The sequence below is a fragment of the Geomonas diazotrophica genome (genome assembly GCF_018919385.1).
Taxonomy (GTDB): Bacteria; Desulfobacterota; Desulfuromonadia; order Geobacterales; family Geobacteraceae; genus Geomonas; species Geomonas diazotrophica.
The window spans coordinates 14,675-36,168 of the sequence record NZ_JAHLMF010000021.1; the positions used below are offsets into that span (position 1 = coordinate 14,675).

At 62.6% G+C, this 21,494-nt stretch carries 21 protein-coding genes; 7 read left to right on the forward strand and 14 right to left on the reverse strand.

What is annotated here, in order from left to right; genetic code table 11:
* Positions 1-11: 11 nt before the first annotated feature.
* The 5 genes from lnt to KOM00_RS18905 are packed head-to-tail and all read right to left on the reverse strand — an operon-like array spanning position 12 to position 5,900.
* Positions 12-1,550, reverse strand: coding sequence for an apolipoprotein N-acyltransferase (gene lnt / locus KOM00_RS18885; RefSeq protein ID WP_216500573.1), 1,539 nt, complete (start codon positions 1,548-1,550; stop codon positions 12-14).
* Positions 1,547-2,404 (reverse strand): hemolysin family protein, encoded by an 858-nt coding sequence (locus KOM00_RS18890; RefSeq protein WP_216500574.1) that lies wholly within the window; start codon positions 2,402-2,404, stop codon positions 1,547-1,549. The genes lnt and KOM00_RS18890 overlap by 4 nt, the downstream gene beginning before the upstream one ends.
* Before the next feature lie 42 nt (positions 2,405-2,446).
* Positions 2,447-3,154: a diacylglycerol kinase gene (locus KOM00_RS18895; RefSeq protein WP_216500575.1), complete on the reverse strand. Its 708-nt coding sequence runs from the start codon at positions 3,152-3,154 to the stop codon at positions 2,447-2,449.
* Positions 3,155-3,172: 18 nt separating this feature from the next.
* Complete coding sequence (gene ybeY, locus KOM00_RS18900; protein ID WP_236027080.1) at positions 3,173-3,538, reverse strand: rRNA maturation RNase YbeY; 366 nt, start codon at positions 3,536-3,538, stop codon at positions 3,173-3,175.
* A complete protein-coding gene (locus KOM00_RS18905) occupies positions 3,525-5,900 on the reverse strand; it encodes an HD family phosphohydrolase (protein ID WP_216500600.1) in 2,376 nt (791 codons plus the stop codon). The genes ybeY and KOM00_RS18905 overlap by 14 nt, the downstream gene beginning before the upstream one ends.
* Positions 5,901-6,150: 250 nt before the next feature.
* Between KOM00_RS18905 and eno the strand changes: the two genes are divergently transcribed.
* Together eno and KOM00_RS18915 are read left to right on the forward strand one after the other, a co-directional pair.
* A complete protein-coding gene (gene eno / locus KOM00_RS18910; RefSeq protein ID WP_216500577.1) occupies positions 6,151-7,440 on the forward strand; it encodes a phosphopyruvate hydratase in 1,290 nt (429 codons plus the stop codon).
* Positions 7,441-7,593: 153 nt separating this feature from the next.
* Positions 7,594-8,505, forward strand: coding sequence for an RluA family pseudouridine synthase (locus KOM00_RS18915; protein WP_216500578.1), 912 nt, complete (start codon positions 7,594-7,596; stop codon positions 8,503-8,505).
* On the opposite strand, the gene KOM00_RS18920 is transcribed toward KOM00_RS18915, so the two are convergent.
* Entirely contained in the window at positions 8,502-9,167 is a 666-nt protein-coding gene (locus tag KOM00_RS18920; protein WP_216500579.1) for a protein-L-isoaspartate(D-aspartate) O-methyltransferase, read from the reverse strand. The genes KOM00_RS18915 and KOM00_RS18920 overlap by 4 nt on opposite strands.
* Before the next feature lie 1,053 nt (positions 9,168-10,220).
* Here KOM00_RS18920 and KOM00_RS18925 point away from each other — a divergent pair.
* Complete coding sequence (locus KOM00_RS18925) at positions 10,221-10,715, forward strand: BCAM0308 family protein (protein ID WP_216500580.1); 495 nt, start codon at positions 10,221-10,223, stop codon at positions 10,713-10,715.
* Positions 10,716-10,793: 78 nt separating this feature from the next.
* On the opposite strand, the gene KOM00_RS18930 is transcribed toward KOM00_RS18925, so the two are convergent.
* Complete coding sequence (locus KOM00_RS18930) at positions 10,794-11,021, reverse strand: DUF3820 family protein (RefSeq protein WP_216500581.1); 228 nt, start codon at positions 11,019-11,021, stop codon at positions 10,794-10,796.
* 3 nt (positions 11,022-11,024) lie between these two features.
* Positions 11,025-12,227, reverse strand: coding sequence for a 30S ribosomal protein S1 (gene rpsA, locus KOM00_RS18935; RefSeq protein WP_216500582.1), 1,203 nt, complete (start codon positions 12,225-12,227; stop codon positions 11,025-11,027).
* A 292-nt stretch (positions 12,228-12,519) separates the two neighbouring features.
* On the opposite strand from rpsA, the gene KOM00_RS18940 reads away from it, so the two are divergent.
* The 3 genes from KOM00_RS18940 to KOM00_RS18950 all read left to right on the forward strand — a co-directional run bounded on the left by KOM00_RS18940 (position 12,520) and on the right by KOM00_RS18950 (position 14,790).
* Positions 12,520-12,696: a GSU3473 family protein gene (locus tag KOM00_RS18940; RefSeq protein WP_216500583.1), complete on the forward strand. Its 177-nt coding sequence runs from the start codon at positions 12,520-12,522 to the stop codon at positions 12,694-12,696.
* 189 nt (positions 12,697-12,885) lie between these two features.
* Entirely contained in the window at positions 12,886-14,346 is a 1,461-nt protein-coding gene (locus KOM00_RS18945) for an RtcB family protein (RefSeq protein WP_216500584.1), read from the forward strand.
* Between the two features lie 12 nt (positions 14,347-14,358).
* Complete coding sequence (locus KOM00_RS18950) at positions 14,359-14,790, forward strand: archease (protein ID WP_216500585.1); 432 nt, start codon at positions 14,359-14,361, stop codon at positions 14,788-14,790.
* A gap of 2 nt (positions 14,791-14,792) precedes the next feature.
* Here KOM00_RS18950 and KOM00_RS18955 read toward each other — a convergent pair whose 3' ends face one another.
* The 5 genes from KOM00_RS18955 to KOM00_RS18975 all read right to left on the reverse strand — a co-directional run bounded on the left by KOM00_RS18955 (position 14,793) and on the right by KOM00_RS18975 (position 18,663).
* The gene (locus tag KOM00_RS18955; RefSeq protein WP_216500586.1) at positions 14,793-15,107 is read right to left on the reverse strand and encodes a transcriptional regulator; all 315 of its coding nucleotides are present in this window, start codon (positions 15,105-15,107) and stop codon (positions 14,793-14,795) included.
* Positions 15,104-15,832, reverse strand: coding sequence for a BON domain-containing protein (locus KOM00_RS18960; protein ID WP_216500587.1), 729 nt, complete (start codon positions 15,830-15,832; stop codon positions 15,104-15,106). The genes KOM00_RS18955 and KOM00_RS18960 overlap by 4 nt, the downstream gene beginning before the upstream one ends.
* 189 nt (positions 15,833-16,021) lie before the next feature.
* A complete protein-coding gene (locus KOM00_RS18965; RefSeq protein ID WP_236027081.1) occupies positions 16,022-16,801 on the reverse strand; it encodes an amino acid ABC transporter ATP-binding protein in 780 nt (259 codons plus the stop codon).
* The gene (locus tag KOM00_RS18970; protein ID WP_216500588.1) at positions 16,788-17,807 is read right to left on the reverse strand and encodes an ABC transporter permease subunit; all 1,020 of its coding nucleotides are present in this window, start codon (positions 17,805-17,807) and stop codon (positions 16,788-16,790) included. Before KOM00_RS18970 ends, KOM00_RS18965 begins: the two co-directional genes overlap by 14 nt.
* 61 nt (positions 17,808-17,868) lie before the next feature.
* Positions 17,869-18,663 carry an amino acid ABC transporter substrate-binding protein gene (locus tag KOM00_RS18975; protein WP_216500589.1) on the reverse strand — a complete coding sequence of 265 codons (795 nt, stop codon included), beginning with the start codon at positions 18,661-18,663 and terminating at the stop codon, positions 17,869-17,871.
* Positions 18,664-18,964: 301 nt separating this feature from the next.
* Here KOM00_RS18975 and KOM00_RS18980 point away from each other — a divergent pair, with 301 nt between their 5' ends.
* Positions 18,965-20,059, forward strand: coding sequence for an AAA family ATPase (locus tag KOM00_RS18980; protein WP_216500590.1), 1,095 nt, complete (start codon positions 18,965-18,967; stop codon positions 20,057-20,059).
* Positions 20,060-20,144: 85 nt separating this feature from the next.
* Here the strand turns inward: KOM00_RS18980 and KOM00_RS18985 are convergent, their stop codons facing one another.
* Positions 20,145-21,443, reverse strand: a complete 1,299-nt coding sequence (locus tag KOM00_RS18985; protein ID WP_216500591.1) for a DUF512 domain-containing protein — start codon at positions 21,441-21,443, stop codon at positions 20,145-20,147.
* Positions 21,444-21,494 lie beyond the last annotated feature (51 nt).

Here is a 21,494-nt window from a genome sequence, read left to right on the forward strand (position 1 = left end):
TTGGCAAAGCGTCAGTTACGGCGCCCGCGGTAACAGGCGATCCCCATCCCGATACTGCCGGAGAGGCAGAGCAGGGCGAAGAGATCGCCGAAACGGTTATAGAAGGTCCGACCGGTCCCCGGCCTCACCTCGCCGCTCAGGGTCGCCTCCTGGAAAAGCTGGGTCATGCCCCGGATGTGCCCCTTGCTGTCTATCACCGAGGAGATGCCGGTGTTGGCCGCCCGCACCAGGGGAACCCGGTTCTCCACGGCCCGGAACACGGTCATGGAAAGGTGCTGGTAAGGGGCGGAACTGCGCCCGAACCAGGCGTCGTTGGTGATGTTCACCAGCACCTGGGCTCCCCTTTCGACATAGGCGTTGGCCACTTCCGGGAAGATCCCCTCGAAGCAGACCAGTACGCCGAGCTTCCCGACCGAGGCCGGCAGCACAACAGCCTCCCTGCCGGGGGAGAAGTCGCCGATCCCGGTGACCAGCTTGTTCACGAAGGGGAGCAGCGGGGCCAGCGGCACGTACTCGCCGAAGGGGACCAGGTGCAGCTTGTCGCTTCTCCCCGCGATGGCGCCCTGTTCGGAGATGAGGTACGCGCTGTTCAGGTAGCGCATCCTTCCCCCCTCCTGCTCGTAGGCGGGGCTCCCCACCACCAGCGGGCTCTTCAACTCTACGGCCAGCGCCCGCACCCGCGCCGCGTAGGCCGGCTCCCGCTGCAGGAAAAACGGCAGGGCACTCTCCGGCCAGACCACCAGGGTCCCCGGCTCCCGGCACGCCTCCCGGGTGAGCCGTTCGTAGGTCTTAAGCGTCGCATCCTGGAAGGCGGGATCCCACTTCACGTCCTGCGGGATGTTCCCCTGCACCAGGAGGACCTTCCGGGGCTCCCCCTTTTCGACGCGGGTCAGCGCGGTGACGCCGTAGACCATGGTCGCCGCCAGCAGCAGCACCAGCAGCAACAGGGCGCGCACCGGGTAGGGTTTGCGGTGGCGCATCGACACCCAGATCCGGTAGAACACCACGTTGCCCAGGGCGACCAGGAAGCTTACCCCGTACACCCCGGTCACGTCGCTGATCTGGATCAGCGGCAGGGTCCGGTACTGGGAATAGCCGAGGCTCGCCCAAGGAAACCCGGTCAAAATGTAGGAGCGGATCGCCTCCCCCGACACCCACAAAAGCGGGAAGGAGCAAAGGAGCGGAATCCGGCTCCTTTCGCAGCGCCGCACCAGCCAGAGCACCGCGCCGGGATAGAGCGCCAGGTAGCCGACCAGGGTGAGGTAGAGCGTCACGCTCACCGTCCAGTGCAGCTTCCCGTAGTTCATCATCACCACGTTGAGCCAGTACAGGATGCCCGCGTAGGCGACGCATCCGGCCGTGAAGCCGAACTGGAAACCGAGCCGGGGCGAGACGCGATCGGTCGCCAGGAAAAGCGGAACGAAGGCGATCCAGGCCAGGGGCGATATCCCGGGCAGCGGGAAGGAGAGCGCCAGCAAAACGCCCGAGAACAGCGCCAGCAGGTAGCGTCCCGCGGTCGCCTCCCCGGCGATGGCGGTGCGCGCGGTCACGGTTCCTCGGACTCCCCGGCCTGTTCCTGCCTCCTCGCGATGTGCACCTTGGCGATCCGTCTCTCGTCCGCTTCCAGCACGGTGAGCACCAGCGAGTCGTTCTCGATCACCTCGCCCTCGGCGGGGATGCGGCCGGTCAGGTGGAAAAGGAGCCCCCCCACCGTCTCGAAGTTTTCCTTCGCGATCTCGACGTCGAACTGCTCTTCCAGTTCCTCGATGGGAAGCCTGCCGTCGGCGACGATGGAGCCGTCCGTCTGCACCGAGAGGCGCTCGGTCTCAAGGTCGTACTCGTCCTGGATGTCCCCCACGATCTCCTCCAAGAGGTCCTCGATGGTGACCAGTCCCGCGGTGCCGCCGTACTCGTCGATGACCACCGCCATATGGACCCGGCGCTTCTTGAAGTCGTGCAGCAGCTCCTCGAGGTTCTTGGTTTCCGGGATGAAGAAGGGGGGACGGATCAGCTTCCTGAGCTCGATGGCGTGGTCGGGCTCCCCCCAGTAGCGCAGCAGGTCCTTGGCGTATATGAGGCCGATGACGTTGTCGATGGTCCCCTCGTAGACCGGAAGGCGCGAATGGCCGGAGGCGATGATGGACTTCAGCACCTCGCGCACCTCGTCCTCGATGGAGACGCAGGCCATCTCCATGCGCGGCAGCATGATCTCGCGCACCATCGAGTCGCCGAGGGTCAGGATGGAACGGATCATCGCGTTCTCTTCCTGGTTGATGACCCCTTCTTCCTCGCCGGCATCCATGATCTCCTGGATCTCCGCCTCGGTGACCTTCTTTTTGCCGTACAAGAGCCGGGTCAGGGATTCGATGAGTCCCTGGCCCCTGCGTCCGTTACCCTCTTCCAAGGATCTGTCTCCTTAATGTTGCTGCGTTGTCTGTCAAAGCTCTCACCAAAAGGCGCGGAACAACAGGTGCACCGCCATGGTGATCCCCACCCCGACCAGCGCCCCCACCACGATCTCCCGGGGGCGGTGGATCCTGAGCAGCAGGCGCGAGTGGCTGACCATCACGGCCAGGATGAAGCTGAAAAGCGCGATGAGCGGTTCCTGGGTGCGCAGCGCCACCGAGGTGGCGATGGAAAAGGCGACCGCCGAGTGGCCGCTGGCGCCCCCCCCTTCGAGCGGCTTTCCCGTCCCGCCGCGCGCCTTGAGGATCACGACCACGATGAGCACCAGGATCGCCGAGACCACCATCCCCAGTTCCGACTCCGTCCCCAGCATCTCCAGACCCTGCCTTTGCCAGGGGAGCACGTACTTGGCGAGCACCAGGTATCCCATGATGGCGGTGCCGAAAGCGGCCACCAGCACGGCGCCCGCCGCTACGTCCTTGGCCAGCTTGGCCATGGGATGGTAGTCGGGCGAGATCATGTCCACCACCACCTCGATGGCGGTGTTGAGCAGTTCGGCGAAGAGGACGAAGCTGATGGCCAAGGCCAGCAGCATGAACTCGATAGAGGAGACCCGCAACAGCAGCGCGACGAACAGCACGGCGAGCGCGGCCAGGAAGTGGTAGCGCATGTGCTTCTGCGTGCGGGTGGTGTGAAGGATCCCCTCGATGGCGCAGTTCACAGAGTCGATGAAGCGGGTCGGCTTCATATCAAGCCCCTGCCCCGGCTAGACAAGCCCTTCCTCAACCAGCAGGGAGAAGATCTCCCGCTCCTTGGCCTCCATGCGGGCGGCTTCGGCCTCGCCGCTTCTTTCATGGTCGTAGCCGGTGATGTGCAGGACGCCGTGCAAAAGCAGGAAGTACAGGCGGTTCAGGAAGGTGTCGCCGGCCTCCTCGGCCTCGCGCGCCGCGGTGTCGACGGAGATGACCACGTCCCCGAGAAGGCCGGGGTTGATGGAGCCGAACTCCCCCTCCTGCATGGCGAAGGAGATCACGTTGGTAGCCTTGTCCCGCCCCAGGTACTCCCGGTTCAGGACCCGGATGGCCCGGTCCCCGACGATGCTGACGGAGAGTTCCGCCTCAGGACATCCCAAGGCGTCTAAGATCCTCTGCGCCACCTTTCGCAGCTGCGTCTTCGCGACCGGTATCCGCCTTTGGCGATTCGCTATCGTTATCCTCTGGCTTCTTGGCAATCGTCTTCTCCTTGTAGGCAGGCTCGGGGTAATCGATGCGCTGGTGATAGATCCCCGCCAGTATCTGGTTGAAGCTCTTGGCTATCTCGTGCAGGTTCTTGAGTGTCAGCTCGCACTCGTCCAGCTGGCCGTCGATGAAGATGTTGTTGATGATCTTCTGCACCAACCCCTGGATCCTGGCCGGCGTCGGGTCGGTGAGGGTGCGCGAGGCGGCCTCCACGCAGTCGGCCAAAAGCACGAGCCCCGCCTCCCTGGTCTGCGGCTTGGGGCCGGGATAGCGGAAGTCCCGCTCGTCGACCGGGGGAGAGCCCGGCGTCTCGAGCCCCTTCGCCTTCAGGTAGAAGTAGTTGATCAGCGAGGTGCCGTGGGACTGCCGGATGATCTCGATGATCGGCTGCCCGATGCGGTGCTCCTTGGCGAGTTCGACCCCGTCCTTCATATGCGAGATCAGGATCAGCGCGCTCATGCTGGGGGAGAGCTTGTCGTGGCGGTTCTCGCCGTCGCGGATGTTCTCGATGAAGTACTGCGGCTTCTTCAGCTTCCCGACGTCATGGTAGTAGGCGGCAACGCGCGCGAGCAGCGGGTTGGCGTTGATCGCCTCGGCGCCGGCCTCGACCATGTTCCCCACCAGGACGCTGTGGTGGTAGGTGCCGGGGGCGCGGATCATCAGTTCGCGCAGAAGCGGCGAGTTGAGGTTGGCCAGTTCCAGCAGCTTCACGTCGGTGGTGTACTGGAAGAGCGCCTCGATGAGCGGGATGGTGCCGGAAACGTAGACCGCGTTGATCAGGCCGCCCAGGAAGGCGAAGATGATGCAATAAAGCGGTTGCAGGGAAAGCGGGCTGTCGTTGTAGACGTGGAAGCAGACGGCGAGCGCCATGTTCACCGCGCTTACCTTGAACCCCGCGCTGTAGATGGTCCCCCGCTCCTTGCACTGGCGCACCCCGTGGGCGCCCACGATGCCTCCGAGCAGGGCGTAGACCACCACCTGCAGCGAGTTGTTCAGCATGATCCCGGTGAGCGGCGCCGTGATGGCGCAGTAGACCAGGGCGACCTCGGAGTTCAGGATGATCCTGACGATGATGGCGGAAGCCGCGAACGGGAAGAGGTAGAAGTAACTCGCCGTGTCGATGGAGGGGAAGAGCCCGCCAAGGGCGGTGGAAACGGCCGACACCAGCTTGAGGACCGCGAAGTTGGCCACCGTCAGAAGCGACAGCAGCAGGACGTCCTTGTTGCTCGGGTTGAACTTCCTGATGTTCTTGCGGCCGAAGCGGAACGGGGCGTAGCAGAGCACCAGGATCAGGCCGAAGATCCCCAGGCCGGTGAGAACGGGGGTACTGTTCCTGGTCTTGAAGATCTTCTCCAGCTTCATCGCCTGCTCGGAGGTCACCCGCTCCCCCACCCGGACGATCATCTCGCCGCGCTTCATCTTGAAGAGCACCGGGCGCACCGCGGCGCGCGCCTCGCTCTTCTTGGTGTCGGTACCGTTGCGATCGAAGGTGAGGTTGGGCGCGATCATGCGCAGTGCCACCCCCTTCAGGAGTTCCAGGTCGTGGGGCGCCGCCCCCTGGGTCAGGGCGGCCTGGGAGAAGATGCGTCGCGCGGCGGGGAGGTCGATGCTCGCGCTGTAGTCGCCTCCGGCGACGTCCTGCCTGGTGGCATCATCCACCACCACGATGCCGTGGCGCAGGTCGGCGGCGAAGTGGCCGCGGTCGGCAACGATGCGCTGCCGGTACAGGGGGGCCAGCTGCCGCGCCAGGTCGGCGAGGAAAGCGCGCTGTTGCTTGACGCGGGAAAGTGCCGCGAGCTCCTGGGCCGAGATATCGACGCCGAGCACGGCGACTGCCGCCTTGCGCCTGGCCTCCCCGTGCAGGGTGGGATCGTCCACGACATCCAGCGCGTCATCGAAGCGGCGCACCAGTTCAATGTTGCCGTTGGCGGCGAGGGTGTAGACGAAGGGCGCGGCACCCTCCGCCTCCGCCCGTTTCTTCTCGGTCAGCAGCAGGTCCTCGATGAGGTAATCTTGGCTGGCACGGATGTCGGAGGTGGCAATGTCCCCCTCGCGGTACTGCACCGAGAGGAACTGCGGGCTCGGAATGATGAGCAGGGTGAGGAACAAGGCGGTGAGGAACAGCATGATGAAGCGGCTGCGCTTCTCATACCGGTCGCAGGTGAAACCCTGGGCAACCGCGTCCATCCAGCTGTCGCAAAGCCGGATCAGCGAACTCTTCTGAATTGTCTGTTTGTCGCCGCTTTCGGTGGGCATTATCTTCAATGGTTCCCGTGTCGTAAGGACAGAGACTGCAAGAATAGCAGCAAGGGGACAATATATCCCGTTTATTTGAGTACTGTCAATCTAAACCAAATGCCTTGGGAACCGCTGTCGCTTCGACATGTTAGCAAAAATTTACAAAACCTGCTTCCCTTTGAGGGCAGATATGTTATATAACGGAGGCTCCATTAAGACGGGCGGCGCTGCCCGTTCACAATTAAAATTTCAATCCAGGGGGGTAGAGATGAGCCAGATAACCGACGTTTACGCCAGGGAAATACTTGATTCCAGGGGAAATCCGACACTTGAGGTCGAGGTGTTCCTGGATTCCGGTGCTATGGGCAGAGCCGCGGTTCCCTCCGGCGCCTCCACCGGCGAGCGCGAAGCGCTGGAACTGCGTGACGGCGACAAGGGGCGCTATCTCGGCAAGGGCGTGGAGAAGGCCGTCGCCAACGTCAACGACATCATCGCGGACGAGATCACCGGCATGGACGCCACCGACCAGGTGGGGATCGACAAGAAGATGCTGGAGCTCGACGGCACCGAATTCAAGAGCCGCCTGGGCGCCAACGCCATCCTCGGCGTCTCCCTCGCCGTGGCCAAGGCCGCGGCCGACGAGGTAGGCCTGCCGCTGTACCAGTACATCGGCGGCTCCAACGCGAAAGAGCTGCCGCTGCCCATGATGAACATCATCAACGGCGGCGCCCACGCCGACAACAACGTCGACATCCAGGAATTCATGATCATGCCGGCCGGCGCCAAGAGCTTCAAGGAGGCCCTGAGGATGGGCGCCGAGATCTTCCACGCGCTGAAATCGGTCCTCAAGGGCAAGGGGTACAACACCGCCGTCGGCGACGAGGGTGGCTTCGCGCCGAACCTCAAATCCAACGAGGAGGCCCTCGAAGTGATCATGGAGGCCATCGTGAAGGCGGGGTACAAGCCGGGCGAGGAAGTGCTCCTGGCGCTCGACGTCGCATCTTCCGAGCTCTTCGAGAACGGGGTCTACACCCTGGAGAACGAGGCGGAGCCTAAGAAGACCGCCGACCAGATGGTCGACTTCTACGAGAACCTGGTCAACAAGTACCCGATCATCTCGATCGAGGACGGCATGGCCGAGAACGACTGGGACGGCTGGAAGAAGCTCACCGACCGCCTGGGCAAGCGCATCCAGATCGTGGGCGACGACCTGTTCGTGACCAACCCCTCCATCCTCAAGGAAGGGATCAAGAAAGGGATCGCCAACTCCATCCTGATCAAGCTGAACCAGATCGGCACCCTGACCGAGACCCTCGACGCCATCGAGATGGCCAAGCGCGCCGGCTACACCTGCGTCATCTCGCACCGCTCCGGCGAGACCGAGGACGTCACCCTCGCCGACCTCGCCGTGGCCGTCAACGCGGGGCAGATCAAGACCGGTTCGCTCTGCCGTACCGACCGTGTAGCCAAGTACAACCAGCTGCTCAGGATCGAGGACGAACTGGACGAAGTCGCGCTGTTCAGAGGGGCCGAGGTCTTCTACAACGTGAAAAAGTAGGGGCGAATAAACATTCGCCAGCTCTTTGGATGTACCAAGGGCGCACCCTCAGCGGGTGCGCCCTTTTCTTTGTCCCTCCCCCCGGACCCGGGATCATCACATGCGGGGCAGATTCCCTTGCGCCTTCTTCCTCATGAAGGTATACTCCGTCCCATGTTAACCTACCAGATAACGGCCCAAGACCACCTGCGGCGCGTGGACAGCTTCATGCGCAACCTCCTTCCCAGCGCGCAGTTCTCCTACATCAAAAAGCTGATCAACTCGGGGCACCTCAAGGTGAACGGTGTTCCGGCCGAGCCCGGCGACGCCCTGCACTTCGCCGACCAGGTGACGCTCAAGGAGAGCGCGAAGACCGCGGCCTTCCTGGCCCGGCTCACCCCGGAACTGGACATACTGTTCGAGGACAGCTGGATCCTCTGCCTGAACAAGCCGGCAGGGCTGGCCGTGCACCGTACCGAAGATCCCGAAGAGATCACCCTGGTCGACCTGGCCGAGGCGCTGCTGAAAAAGCGCGACGGGGTCGGGAGGCTGCGCCCGGTGAACCGGCTGGACAAGGGGACGTCGGGGGCCATCATCCTGGCCAAGAGCGCGGTTGCCGCCGGGATGTTCGGCAAGATGGTGCAGGAGGAAGGGCTCGGCAAACTGTACCTTGCCATGGTGGAGGGGAAGTTGCAGAAACAGGGAACCATCGATGCCGCTTTGGACGGCAAGGAGTCCCAGACCAGCTACCAGAGGATCTTCCAGGGGGGAGGGGTTTCCCTGCTGGCCGTGTACCCGCTCACCGGGCGCATGCACCAGATCAGGCAGCATTTCAGGATGATCGGGCACCCGATCCTGGGCGACAAGCGCTACGGCGGCAGGGGGCTCTCCGGCTTCACCGGGCACGCGCTGCACTCCTTCCGGACCACGCTGATTCACCCGGCCACGGGGGAGGAAATCGACATCCCGGCGCCCTTGCCGGAACAGCTGCTGCGGCTTGCTACCCGCTGCGGTGCGGTGAGCGACGAGTCCTTCCTGAGGACCCTGAACGAGGTCCCGGCCGCCGAGACACTGGCACTTTCCTAGTCCTCCCACCCCTGCGCGCCGATCAGCGGCACGAAACGGACCCCGCAGAGGGCTTCCCGGTGCAGCGCACCTTCTTTATCGCGGCGCACACGCACCAGGTCCTGCAGGTGGGGGGTCGGCCCGACGGGGATCACCAGCCGCCCTCCCGGCGCCAGTTGCAGCTCAAGCTCCTCCGGAACACCGGGCGCTCCGGCGGTCACCACGATGGCATCGTAAGGGGCATGTTCCTGCCACCCCAGGGTGCCGTCCCCCAGGCGCACCGCCACGTTGCCGTAGCCGAGCTCGCGCAGGCGCTCCGCGGCCAGGTGCGCCAGGGACGGGAGCCGTTCCACGGTGAAGACCTGGGCCGCGCACAGACTCAAGACGGCTGCCGCGTAACCGGAGCCGGTGCCGATCTCCAGGACCTTCTCGGTCCCCTGCAACTCCAGCGCCTCGATCATGTAGGCGACGATGTAGGGCTGGGAGATGGTCTGCCCCTCCTGGATCGGCAGCGGGCCGTCCTCGTAGGCCAAAAGCTCAAGGCCGGCGGGAAGAAACGACTCCCTGGGCACCTCGCGCATCGCCCTCAACACCGCCGCGTCCCGGATGCCGCGCCCCACGAGGTGCAGGCTCAGCATCTGCTCCTTCCTCGCTTCGAGTTCCCTTTTCGCATTGCTGCTCATGGCTCCTCCAGAAAGGTCAATGGTACCACAGTGGTGTTCTGTAACAACGGCGGCACGGCGGCAGTATTGCACGACTGATCGCCGTGTTCCGAGCCGTCGCAACAGTAGCAGCTGCGGGTCTTACAGCATCAGACAAAACCGCCTCGAATCACAAAAACCACGCCCATTCAGGCTGTTGACTCTTATGCAAGGCAGGGGTACACTATAATCGTAACAAAGAGATGTTCTTTGAAAACAGCTCTGGGGTACAGGTAAAGGTGGCGTGAGGTACCCTGATTATTCCACACTGAAAATTTCCCAGGTATCAGACGTGGTGTGCAATCCCGATGCTGCTAAAGGAATTGCCTGAAGCGTTTCCCGGGGAGATGCTTTACAAAAGAGCGTGGTCTCACATAAACCTTTACGGCACTTTGGAGCTAGTAGCTGGCGCTTAAGGAGATCAAGCCGATTGGCCTATAAATCTCATCCGTCATGCGCGTAACAACCGCTTCAAAAAGGGGAAGAAACCGCGAGAAACGGGTGGCATGGTCCTGCCGGAGCATGTCTCTACGCCCGATGGAAAAGCTTCCACCGGCGGATAGGGGTAAAGGATCTCGAGATTTAAGCGCCAGTTACATTTAAAGGGAAGGCCCAATGCATCGGCATCGGGCCTTTTTCGTGTCCGCGGTTCCTGCAGCCGTCCCCCATCCCTCCCCATCCCTCCCCATCCCTCCCCATCCCTCCCCATCCCTTCCCGGCCCTTCCCGGCCCTTCCCGGCCCTTCCCGGCCTTCCCGCCCTTCCCGCCCTTCCCGCCCGTCTCGCCCCGCCCTCGCCCCTCCCTTCCCGCCATCAACCGGGCCCCGTACCCAACCACCCCTGTACAAGCGTTGAAAGTGCCGGAGACGCGCACGGATGGAGCATCCCCCTGTCATATGCGGCTTGCACCCGATTCGAAGGGAAAAGGCCCGCCGGCCGAAGCCTTGGCGAAGGCTGGAGGCGCGATGCAGCGGGAACCGGGAGTGCTATACTTAGCCAGCGCTAATCCTGTCAAATTCAAACAACGGAGGTAGCCATGCCACACGGATCCAGAATAACTATGGAAGAGAAAGGACAAATGGCGGCCCGCAGCCCCGAGCCTTACCTGCCCAAACGCGGGCCTGTGGACGGAACCGTCTGCAAGGGGTGCGGCATCGTCTACCACAACAAACGCTGGCAAATCGAAGGCGCATCTTCTGCCGCCCCCAAGGGAGACGTACTCTGCCCCGCCTGCCAGCGCATCGTCGGGCAGGATCCGGCCGGCGTCGTCACCCTTTCGGGAGCGTACCTGGCACAGCACAGGGAGGAGATACTGAACACGGTGAAACAACAGGAGACGAAGCACAGGGAGAAGAACCCCTTGGGGCGCATCATGGAGATCAGGGAGGAGGATGGCGGCATCATCGTCACCACGACGGAGGACAAGCTGGCCCAGAAGATCGGACGCGAGCTTTACAAGTCGCAGCGCGGCGAGTTGCACTACAAGTGGAGCCATGAACAGCGCATGGTTCGCGTGGAGTGGAGCCGCTGACTCCTCGAAGGCCCAAACGAAAAGCCCCCCTTGCCTTGCGGCAGGGGGGGCTTTTTCTTTTTTGAAGGGAGCGGCCGATCAGCCGCGACGCAGCGGATCGAACAGGTACTCCAGGCCGTTGGCCTTCACCTCGTACATGCACTCGAGCATGGCTCCGAGGTCCCCTTCCGGGAACCCCTTCTGCCTCATCCAGACCAGGTACGGCTCAGGCAGGTCCACCAGCAGTGAGCCGGCGTACTTGCCGTAGGGCATCCGGGTGCGGGCAAGCTTCAGCAGTTGGGCGGGGTCGGGAAACAGCTCCTCCAACGTCTATCCCTTCAGCTTCGCCTTGAGCAGGTCGCCCAGGGTGCCCATCCCCTTGGGGGCCTCTGCCACGGTCTTCTTGTAGGCGTCCATGCTCTGGGCCTGCTCCTCTGCTGCACGGCTCACCGAAGCCAGGGCGAGCGAGATCTTTTTAGCCTCGCGATCCACCGACTCGACCTTCACCTCGACCTCCTGACCTTCGCTGAGGACCTCCTTCGGGTGCTGAATCCTCTTGCCGGCCCCGAGCTTCGAGATGTGGATCAGACCGTCCACGCCACTGGCCAGGGTCACGAAGGCGCCAAAGGGGGTGAGCCTTGCCACCTTGCCGTTCTGGTAGGACCCCTCCGGGAAGGCGCTCGCCGCCTCTTCCCAAGGATCAGCCAGCGTATCTTTCAAGGAGAAGGAGATGCGGTTCTTTTCCCAGTCGATCCCTTTCACCACGACCTCTACTTCCTGGCCGACGGAGAGGACCTCGCTCACGTGGTTCACGCGCGCCCAGGCCACCTCGGAAACCGGCAGGAGCCCCTCGACGGCGCCGATGGAAACGAAGGCGCCGAAGTCGCGCAGCGAGGTGACGGTCCCCTTCACGCGGTCGCCCACGTTGAGGGTTTCCTTAAGCGCGTCCTTCTGCTGCTGCAGTTCCTCCTCGAGCAGCGCGCGATGGGACAGGACGATGTTGCGCCCCTTCTCGGAATACTCGGTGATCTTGAAAGACATCTGCTTGCCCAAAAGGGCCGCGGTGTCCTCCACCCTTCTCAGGGCGATCTGGGAGAACGGGCAGAAAGCGCGGGAACCGGCGACCTTGACCTCGAAACCTCCCTTTACTTCCTTTTCGACCACGCCCTGGACCGGGATGCCGGCGGCGTAAGCCTCTTCGAGCTGCGCGTTGCCGGCGGAGTGGCTGCCGCCACCGCCAAGCTTGGTGGTGAAACGCATCTCGTTGTTGCGCGAAGAGACGAACCAGGCGGTGACCTTGTCACCGACCTTGACGCTCAGGTTGCCATCGGCGTCAAGGAGCTCCTTGATGTCGAGGACCCCTTCGCCTTTGCGGCCGGTGTCCAGAAAGATCCAGTCCTTGGCGATCTGCAGTACCGTCGCCTCGACTTTTGCACCCGGCTCCAGTCGGCCGGCGTCCTTCTGGCTCCGCTCGAACAGATCGGCAAAGCTCTCCTCTTCGGTTTCCATCTCTTCCCTGTGATCGTTATCCATTTAAGTACCTCTTCAACGTAATTGTTGCGCTTTAGCACTCATGGAGCATACAGGGGACCCCGTACCCTTGTCAACTACTTGAGCCCCTGCCAACTCATGTTTTAAGACTGTGCGCGCCGCCAAACAGGGTAAAAGGAGCCGACTGGGGCACGCGGACCGTACATGAAGGCACGCAAGAGGCCCCGGACGGCAGCTTAGCCCGGGGCAACAAGTAAAACTTTCTTAAAGTCGCGGGGCAAAGCTCCGATAGGTATAGCAATGAAACTTCACGCATGCACACGGGAGGGCGACAATGGGAGTGCTGGTCTGCTACGACGACTTTACCTATGACGTGATCAACGACTATTTCCTGGATTACCTGCTGTCGACCGGTTGCATCATCGGCTTTGACCGCTCCGAACACTGGATGAAAAAAGAGGAAGCCCCCCTACCCGCCGCCACTTTCCAACACAGGCACACCTCGGCGTAACGAGGCACTATGCCGGAGCCGCCACCGCCCCCGGCGCCGCCCACGGACGAAACGGCCGCCATGCGCGCGGCACAAGGCCCCGCCCCGCCTCAGAACATCTCGAAAAAACCCTCCTGCCGTCCCTACTAGGCAATTCCAGTTGTGGTAACATCTCCGGGTGCATCGCCATCTGAGAGAGACGGAGGTCCTATGAACGTACCAGCTGCGCTGAAGCGGATCAGCGACACGATATGGGAACTGCCGGTGAGCTACAAGGAAGGGATGCTGGTTCCCGCCAGGATCGTCGCCAGTGAGAAGCTGGTCAACGAGATGGACGCCGGCGTATTCGAGCAGGTAAGCAACGTCGCCACGCTCCCCGGCATCCAGCGCTACGCCTACTGCATGCCCGACGGGCACTGGGGCTACGGCTTCCCGATCGGCGGGGTCGCCGCCATGGACCCCGGCTCGGGCGTGATCTCTCCCGGAGGGATCGGTTTCGACATCAACTGTGGGATGCGGCTCGTGCTCACCAACCTGACCGCCGAGCAGGTCCAGCCCAAGCTGCACCAGCTGGTCGACCGCCTCTTTGCCCGCATCCCCACCGGGGTCGGCTGCCACGGCTTCGTCAAGCTCAAGCAGGACGATTTCCGTACCGTGGTGCAGCAGGGGTCGCGCTGGTGCCTCAAGAACGGTTTTGCAACGCAGGACGACCTGGAGATGACAGAGGAAGGAGGCTGCTTCCCGGGAGCGGATGCCTCCCATGTCAGCGAGAAAGCGGTGGAGCGAGGCTACAACCAGCTGGGGACGCTGGGGAGCGGCAACCACTACTGCGAGATACAGGTGGTGCGGCCGGAGAACATCATGGACCGGGGGCTTGCCGACGCCTTCGGCCTGACCACCGTCCCCAACCAGGTGGTGATCATGTTCCACTGCGGCAGCAGGGGGTTCGGACACCAGGTCGCCACCGACTACCTGAAGCTCTTCCTCTCGGTCATGGAACGCAAGTACCACATCAAGATCGTGGACCGGGAACTCGCCTGCGCCCCCTTCCGCTCTCCCGAGGGGCAGGCCTACTTCAGCGCCATGAAATGCGCCGTCAACATGGCCTTTGCCAACCGACAGGTGATCCTGCACCGGATCCGGGAGGTGTTCTCCGACGTCTTCCACGCCGCGCCGGACGAGCTCGGCCTGCGCATGGTCTACGACGTGGCCCACAACACCGCCAAGCTCGAAAAGCACCTTGTCGACGGCACTCGCAAGGAACTGCTGGTCCACCGCAAGGGATCGACCCGCGCCTTCGGTCCCGGCCTCCCGGGACTTCCGGAGTGCTACCGGGAGACGGGACAGCCGGTGATCATCGGGGGGAGCATGGAGACCGGCTCCTACCTCCTGGCCGGCATGTCGACCGGGGGGGACGCCTGGTACACCACGGCGCACGGCAGCGGCAGGACCATGAGCCGGCACGAGGCCAAGAGGAGCTTCCGCGGCGACAAGCTGCAGCGCGAGATGGAACAGCGCGGCATCTACGTGCGCACCGACTCCTTCGGCGGCCTCGCCGAGGAGGCCGGGGCGGCGTACAAGAACATTGACGAGGTGGTGGAGACAACCGAGCAGGCGGGGCTGAGCAAACGGGTGGCACGCCTGGTGCCGATCGGGAACATCAAGGGTTAAGGGAGGCAAACCATGCCGTTTGAGTACCGCAGCGACATCGCGCACGCCGATGTTGCCTTCGACGCCTGGGCACCGACACTCGAAGAGCTGTTCCGCGAAGCGGCACGGGCCACCATGCAGGTCATGGTCGAGAACCCGGAGCAGATTCGCCAAGCCCAGACGCTGGCGCTGAAGCTGGAGCAGGAAAACGAGGAGATGCTTCTCTTCGACTTCTTGAACGAACTCATCTTCTACAAGGATGCCCGCAGGCTGGTCCTGCTCCCCGGCGAGATGAGCATCACCCCCTCCGATGGCGGGCTGACGGTCCGGGCGACGCTGTCGGGCGAGGAAATCGACCCGACGCGGCACGAGATGGGGATAGACGTAAAGGCGGTGACCATGCTGCGCTACAAGGTGGAGCAGGTAGCACAGAGGTGGCAGGCAACGGTAGTGCTGGATGTGTAGGATCAGCCGATAGTGAAGGAAGGCTCCACGATGCGCTCGCCGCGGCAGACCGGGCAACGACCGGGTTTTCTCAGTCGCTCCCTCTTCTGAAATGAAAAACCGCACTCCAGGCAACGGGGCGGGGTCATATCCAGCCGGCCATGGAGTGCGATTCTTAGGTGCTCGAGGTGCTCCAGCACCTCCTTTTCCGAAATCCCCACCAGCCCCGAGAGCTCCTTCGCCGTGAGACTCCCCTCCCGCAACAAGGCGGTCAGCTCCTGGCGCACGGTATCCTGCCGCCGCGCCGGGACGAAGGGATGCCTGGGACGCTCCTTCACCCGGTCACCACAAGATTGTTCACCACCTCGTTTACCCCCAACACGTACCACGCATCGGACTCGGCGGCCCGCTTGTTGTTAGGGGTCGGCACCGCCCCCTCCAGGGTCACGGCGCCGGCGTTGCTGCGGACCGTGATCTGCGCCGCGTTCACCAGCGGATCCTTCTCCAGGACGATCCTGATCAGGTCAACCAGTTCATCATCGTTCTCCTCGGTGTCGGACCACACCTCGATACCGTTGACCACGTCTCTGCTCCCGGGCACCCACCAAGCGAGGACGCCTGCCAAGCGCTTATGCGAGACGCTCTCGGCCCTGCCGTTGAGGGTCACCACGCCTTCGTTGACCTCGACCTCGAGCACCCGTTCCAGTCCCCGTTGCGCGGTGCCGCGCACCTCTTCCAGGCCCTGCTTCACGATCGCCTGGACGGCGTACTGCATGAAGGCGGGCTCGCTGGCGAGCGCGTTGCAGACATGGTCGCGGATGGCGCCATCCTCCATCTGCTCCGACGGTTCGACGCGCAGTCGGTCCACCACACCGGAAACCGGCTGCGGCCTGGCGGCAATCTCAAGGGCAAGCTTCTTGGCGGCGATCCCCCCCACTTCGCCCGCAATGGTGATGACGCCGTCGGCAAAACTCAACTCGATCGGGTGGTCATGGAGGTTTACCCGCGCCTCCCGCTCGAGTCCTGCCCGAATAGTTCCGATGACCTCTTCCGCTCTGATCATGGCACTCCTCCTTTTTCCCATGTGAATGGCGGCCCGAGCGCATTAATAAGCACCAAGCCAACAAGGGTACATTGTAGCACGGGCAGAAGGGTTGTCGACGGTGCGACGGGTGGCAAGGAACGGGTGCGAGGAAACGGGGGGAGTTGCAGGGGGGGAGGCGACGGCGGCAGGTTCACTGCCGCCTTTCTCTTAAAGGATGCGGTTCAGGAAGGACTTGATGCGATCGTGTTCCATCTGGTTGGCGAAGAAATCCTCCGGGGTCCCCTGGGCCACGAAGGAGCCTTTCTCCATGAAGATGACCCGGTCCGCCATCTCCTTGGCAAAGCCCATCTGGTGGGTGACGATGATCATAGTCATCCCCTCCTTGCCGAGGTCGCGTATGGTGTCGAACACCTCACCGATCAGCTCGGGGTCGAGCGCGGAGGTGGGCTCGTCGAAGAGCATCAGCTTGGGGCGCATGGCAAGCGCCCGCGCGATGGCGACGCGCTGCTTCTGCCCCCCGGAAAGGGTGGCGGGATAGACGTCGCGCTTGTCGGAGAGTCCCACCTTGGCCAGCATGTCCACGGCGATCTCGCGCGCCTGCTCGGGGCTCTTCTTCTGCACGGTGAGCGGCCCTTCCATCACGTTGCCGAGCACGGTCATGTGAGGGAACAGGTTGAAGTGCTGGAACACCATGCCGATCTCGGAGCGCAGCGCGCAGATCTTGTGCGGTGCGTCCAGGTGCCGGCGTCCGTGCTTGCTGGTCACGTAGCCGATCTCGTTCCCCTCGAAGACGATGGTCCCCTCCTCGATCTCCTCGAGGAAGTTGATGGAGCGCAAGAGGGTCGACTTCCCGGAGCCGGACGGCCCGATGATGACGACGATCTCACCGGGGCAGACGTCGAGGTCCACGCCGTTCACGGCGGTGAGCGATCCGAACTGCTTGGTGATCCCCTTGAGGCTTAACAACGGTTGGTTAGCGGTTTTCATAGATGCCGGCCCGGACCTCGATCTTCTCGAAGACGAAGGTAAAGATGGTGGTGAACAGCAGGTAGATGAGTGCCGCCAGGATCAGCGCGGTCACGTTGAAGTAGGCGTTGAACATCTGGTCCGCCGAGCGCATCAGCTCGACCATGGCGATGGTGGAGACGAGCGCGGTGTCCTTGATGAGCGCGATGAATTCGTTGCCGATCGGCGGCATGAGCCGCTTGTAGGTCTGCGGGATGATCACCCGGCGCATCGCCTGCCAATAGGTCATGCCGATGGCCTTGGCGGCCTCCATCTGGCCGTGCTCGATGCTCTGGATGCCGCCACGGATGATTTCGCCGAGGTAGGCGGAGTAGTTGAGCCCGAGACCGAGGATGGCGGCGGTGAACGGTTTGAAGGTGATCCCCATGGACGGGAGACCGTAGTAGATGAAGAAGAGCTGCAGAAGAAGCGGGGTGCCGCGGAAGAGCCAGATGAAGAACCAGCAGACCGCCGAGATCGGCTTGAAGGTGCTGATGCGCCCGAGCGCGATCAAAAGCCCCCCCACCGGCGAGATCAGGATGATGCAGACCACGAGGGTGATGGTCATCACCGCCCCCTTCAGCAGCTGCGGCAGGAAGCGGAGGCAGTCCTGGATGAACACCTGGTAGCGGGGCGTCTGTTCCTGCTTGACCGAGGCGAGGAAGTTGAGCGCCTCGCTGTTGTCGGGATAGACGGCAAGCACTTCCTTGGCTGCGGAACTCGCCTTTTCCATGTCCTTCAGGGCAAATTGCAGCCTGGCGATCTGCATCCTGCTCCTGACGAAGGCGCCGCTTTCGTCACCCTTCTCGAACTCCACCTTCTTGAGCAGGGCGATGGCGGCGGGGAGATCCCCCTGCGCCATGGCGTCGTTGGCATCGGTGAAGAGCTGATCGTAATCCGTGGCGAAGCAGACCGAGGCCAGGAGTAACAGTAAGCACGAAAAAAGCAGGATCGCTCTTTTGACGACCCTGCCGGTAAAAAATTTCATCGGCACACCTGATTAACTGTGGCAGTCCCCCTCCCCGCGCACGGGGAGGGGAAAGCGTTAACTATTTCCACTTCTTCGGGTTGGTGATGTCCTCGCCGAACCACTTCTTGGAGATCTTGGCCATGGTGCCGTCCTTGACCATCTTGTCCAGGGTCTTCTGGACGGCCTCGCGCAGCTCAACGTCTTCCTTGCGGAAGGCAACGCCGAACGGCTCCTTGGTGATGTTGCCCGGCAGGATGCGGAACTTGCCGGGACGCTTGGCGATGAAGTCGCGGCCGGTGGCGTCGTCGATGATGACGGTGTCGAGACGGTCGGATTCGAGGTCCAGCAGCGCCTTCGGGTTGTCCTCGTACTCACGCACCTCGGCGGGGGCTGCCGGCAGCTTCTTGACGGCCTCGACGGCGGAGGAACCCTTCTGAACGCCTACCTTGGCGCCTTTCAGGTCGGCCAGCTTCTTGAGCTTCTTGTCGGCGAAACGGACCACCGCGACCTGGCCGTCCATCTTGTACGGCTTGGTGAAGGCGACTTCCTTCTTGCGCTCGTCGGTGATGGTCATGCCGTTCCAGATGCAGTCGAACTTCTTGGAGTTGAGAGCGTGGATGACGCCGTCCCATGCGGTCGGCTGCCAGTTGATCTTGATGCCGAGACGCTTGCCCACTTCTTCGGCTGCATCGATGTCGAAGCCGACCAACTGCCCCTTGTCGTTGCGGTACCCCATCGGCGGGAAGGCATCATCGAGGCCGATGGTCAGAGCACCCTGGCTTTTGACCCTCTTGAAGGAACCGTCGCCGGCAAAGGCGGATACGGCACAGGCAAGGACGAGCAGAGACGACAGGACAACCCAGATCTTTTTCACGTTTACGCTCCTTTTCTACGCTATGGTCGGTGATGGTGAAGCTTAGAAAGATTTGATGTAAACAAACAGGCGTTTGGACCGACGGATTATTGCAGAATATCACGCAAGCGTCAAGAAGATAACGGGAGTTGCCACAGGCTCCAGAGGAGGGTTCCATCGTGGCTCAGCAGGCAAAGCGCCCCCCCTTTTTGGGTCAGTCTCCGGGCAGGTACCGTATACCATGTTGCCCCTATTTTTCCAAAAACGTATAATCCGGGTGATAGCGTATCAACACGTAAGAAAGGCCACGAGGCTTAGACATATGTGTAAGAAAATCTTCATTGCTGCTACCGGCCAGCACTGTGGCAAGACCACCATCAGTCTGTCGCTGCTTCATCTGGCCAAAAAGAAATATGCACGCGTTGGTTTCATCAAGCCGATCGGCCCCAAGGTCTTCATGCTGGACGGTGTTGAAATGGACATGGATGCGGCCCTCATCGCCGGCATCTACGGCATGGAGGCGGACCGCAAGCTCATGTCGCCGGTCGTGGTGGGAAAAGGCTATACCAAGAGGTACCTCTCCGGCGAGATCGCACCCGAGGCCCCGCTCGAAGCCATCAAGCAAGCCTGTGCCGAACTGGAAGCCAAGAACGACTTCCTGATCATCGAGGGGTCCGGTCACGGCGGCGTCGGCTCCGTGGTAGGCATCAACAACGCCCAGATCGCCCGCACCCTGGATGCCCCGGTGATCATGGTAGCCAGCGGCGGCATCGGCTGTGTCATCGACTCGGTGCAGTTGAACCTCTCCCTGTTCCAGCAGCAGGGCGCCGAGGTCAAGCTGGTCTTGGTGAACAAGCTGCTGGCCAACAAGCGCGAGGAGACGCTGGGCTACCTGAGGACCTTCTTCGAGAGCCGCCAGCAGAACGTGGCCGGCGCCTTCGATTACTCCCCCACCCTGGCCAACCCCACCCTGCTCGACCTCTCCAAGCTCCTGAAGCTGCCGTTGCAGGGAGACCAGGAGGGCAAGAACCGGATCATCAACCACATCCAGTTGGGGGCCGCATCTTCGCAACGCGTGATCGACACCCTGCAGGACTCCACGCTGCTGATCACCACGAGTTCCCGGGACGAATTGATCGTGACCGCGTCCGCCCTTTATAACATCCCGGCATACCGGCGTAAGCTCGCCGGCGTTGTGATACCGGGGTCGGCTCCGGTTTCGGCCATCACCCAGAGAATCCTGGACGACAGCAACATCCCCTACCTGCGCACCTCGCAGAACACCGCCGAGACCTTCATCACCCTCACCGAGCATGTCTCGAAGATCACGGCGGATGACAACGAAAAGATCGACCTGATAAAGTCCACCGCAGAGAGCGTCTTCGACTTCGACGTCATCGACGCCATGAGCCGGTAAGAGCCCCCCTTAAAACACAAAGAGCCGGAGAGGACGCGCATCCTCTCCGGCTCTTTTCTTTTGCTTTTCTTTTTGCCTTCCGCTTTTATCCCAGCCTCTGCACCAATGCGTCATAGATGCCGTAGGGCGTCGACTCCACTACCTGCACCTCCGCCCCAAGCTGCCGCTCCACGTCCTCCAGTGTCAGGTTGTCCAGGAAGACCCCTTCCCCCTCCTTCAGCATCACGTCAGGCACGAGCACCAATTCTCCCAGTTCCATCCCCTGCAGGGCGGCAACGACGTCGGCCCCGCAGACCAGGCCGGTAACCGTGACCGTGGGACCGAACAGCCTGTTGCGCACCGCCACCGGCTGCATGGCCACCCCGGTCGCACCGGAGAGCCGTTCCAGGAAGTCTGAGAGGTAACGGTAGGGAGACTCGCCGGTAACGACGGTCAGTTTTCCCGGCTTCAGTGCCTCGGCCTCCTGGAGCACCTGGTCCGCCTCGGAGAGGAACAGCGGGATCATCCCGACGCCGTTCTCCAACTGAGGCAGGTCGCCGTAATTGTCGAGTTCGGGAAACGGCACATCGCCCTTGATGTAGAATTCATCCGCCAGAAACAGGAAGGGTTCGCCCAGGCGCTCTTGCAGCAGCCGGGACTCCGGGTACCACTTGCCGATGAACTCGGCGGCGAACTCCTTGGTGACCGGGGCCAGCGCCGGGAGGTTCTGCCTATGCTCGGTCAACCCCACCGGCACGACCGCCAGGGATGCCACCCACGGGTGCAAGGCGGCGAGGTCCTCCACCGTCCGGGCAAAGGCATCGCCGTCGTTCCAGCCAGGGCAGAGCACGACCTGGGTGTGCATGGTAATGCGTGCCTCGGCCAGCTCCCGCATCACGTCCAGGATGGGGAGGATGCCGGACTTGCCCAGAAGCTTTTCACGCAGCGCCGCGTCGGTCGCGTGCACGGAGATGTAGAGCGGGGAGAGCCGCTGCTCCTTGATGCGGTCCAGCTCGGCCCGGCCGATGTTGGCCATGGTGACGTAGTTGCCGTAGAGAAAGGAAAGGCGGTAATCCTCATCCTTCACGTAAAGGGGGCCGCGCAGCCCGCGGGGCAGCTGGTGCACGAAGCAGAAGACGCAGTTGTTGCCGCAGCGTGCCGGCGCCGGCGCCTGAAAGGAGATCCCCAGGGGCTCCCCCTCTTCACGTTCCACTTCGAGTCCCCAGAGCTCCCCGTCGGCCTTTTCGACTTCCAGCTCCAGTTCCTCGTCGGCAGTGAAATAGTTGTAGTCGATAATGTCCCGCAGCGGATGCCCGTTCACCGACAGCAGCCGGTCCCCCGGTGCGAGTTCCAGCTCGTCGGCGATGCTTCCAGGCATCACCTTATCAATAGTCAGACCTGACATGAAATCCCTCCTGGTGCGCGCCCGGCAGCGGATGTCGAGATTTTCCGGCTG

Excerpts from the sequence above, each read along its gene's own strand:
- KOM00_RS18895 (WP_216500575.1), bottom strand. The coding sequence starts at position 3,154 with ATGAAGCCGACCCGCTTCATCGACTCTGTGAACTGCGCCATCGAGGGG.
- KOM00_RS18905 (WP_216500600.1), bottom strand. The coding sequence starts at position 5,900 with ATGCCCACCGAAAGCGGCGACAAACAGACAATTCAGAAGAGTTCGCTG.
- eno (WP_216500577.1), top strand. The coding sequence starts at position 6,151 with ATGAGCCAGATAACCGACGTTTACGCCAGGGAAATACTTGATTCCAGG.
- KOM00_RS18915 (WP_216500578.1), top strand. The coding sequence starts at position 7,594 with ATGTTAACCTACCAGATAACGGCCCAAGACCACCTGCGGCGCGTGGAC.
- KOM00_RS18920 (WP_216500579.1), bottom strand. The coding sequence starts at position 9,167 with ATGAGCAGCAATGCGAAAAGGGAACTCGAAGCGAGGAAGGAGCAGATG.
- KOM00_RS18925 (WP_216500580.1), top strand. The coding sequence starts at position 10,221 with ATGCCACACGGATCCAGAATAACTATGGAAGAGAAAGGACAAATGGCG.
- rpsA (WP_216500582.1), bottom strand. The coding sequence starts at position 12,227 with ATGGATAACGATCACAGGGAAGAGATGGAAACCGAAGAGGAGAGCTTT.
- KOM00_RS18940 (WP_216500583.1), top strand. The coding sequence starts at position 12,520 with ATGGGAGTGCTGGTCTGCTACGACGACTTTACCTATGACGTGATCAAC.
- KOM00_RS18945 (WP_216500584.1), top strand. The coding sequence starts at position 12,886 with ATGAACGTACCAGCTGCGCTGAAGCGGATCAGCGACACGATATGGGAA.
- KOM00_RS18950 (WP_216500585.1), top strand. The coding sequence starts at position 14,359 with ATGCCGTTTGAGTACCGCAGCGACATCGCGCACGCCGATGTTGCCTTC.
- KOM00_RS18960 (WP_216500587.1), bottom strand. The coding sequence starts at position 15,832 with ATGATCAGAGCGGAAGAGGTCATCGGAACTATTCGGGCAGGACTCGAG.
- KOM00_RS18965 (WP_236027081.1), bottom strand. The coding sequence starts at position 16,801 with ATGAAAACCGCTAACCAACCGTTGTTAAGCCTCAAGGGGATCACCAAG.
- KOM00_RS18970 (WP_216500588.1), bottom strand. The coding sequence starts at position 17,807 with ATGAAATTTTTTACCGGCAGGGTCGTCAAAAGAGCGATCCTGCTTTTT.
- KOM00_RS18980 (WP_216500590.1), top strand. The coding sequence starts at position 18,965 with ATGTGTAAGAAAATCTTCATTGCTGCTACCGGCCAGCACTGTGGCAAG.
- KOM00_RS18985 (WP_216500591.1), bottom strand. The coding sequence starts at position 21,443 with ATGTCAGGTCTGACTATTGATAAGGTGATGCCTGGAAGCATCGCCGAC.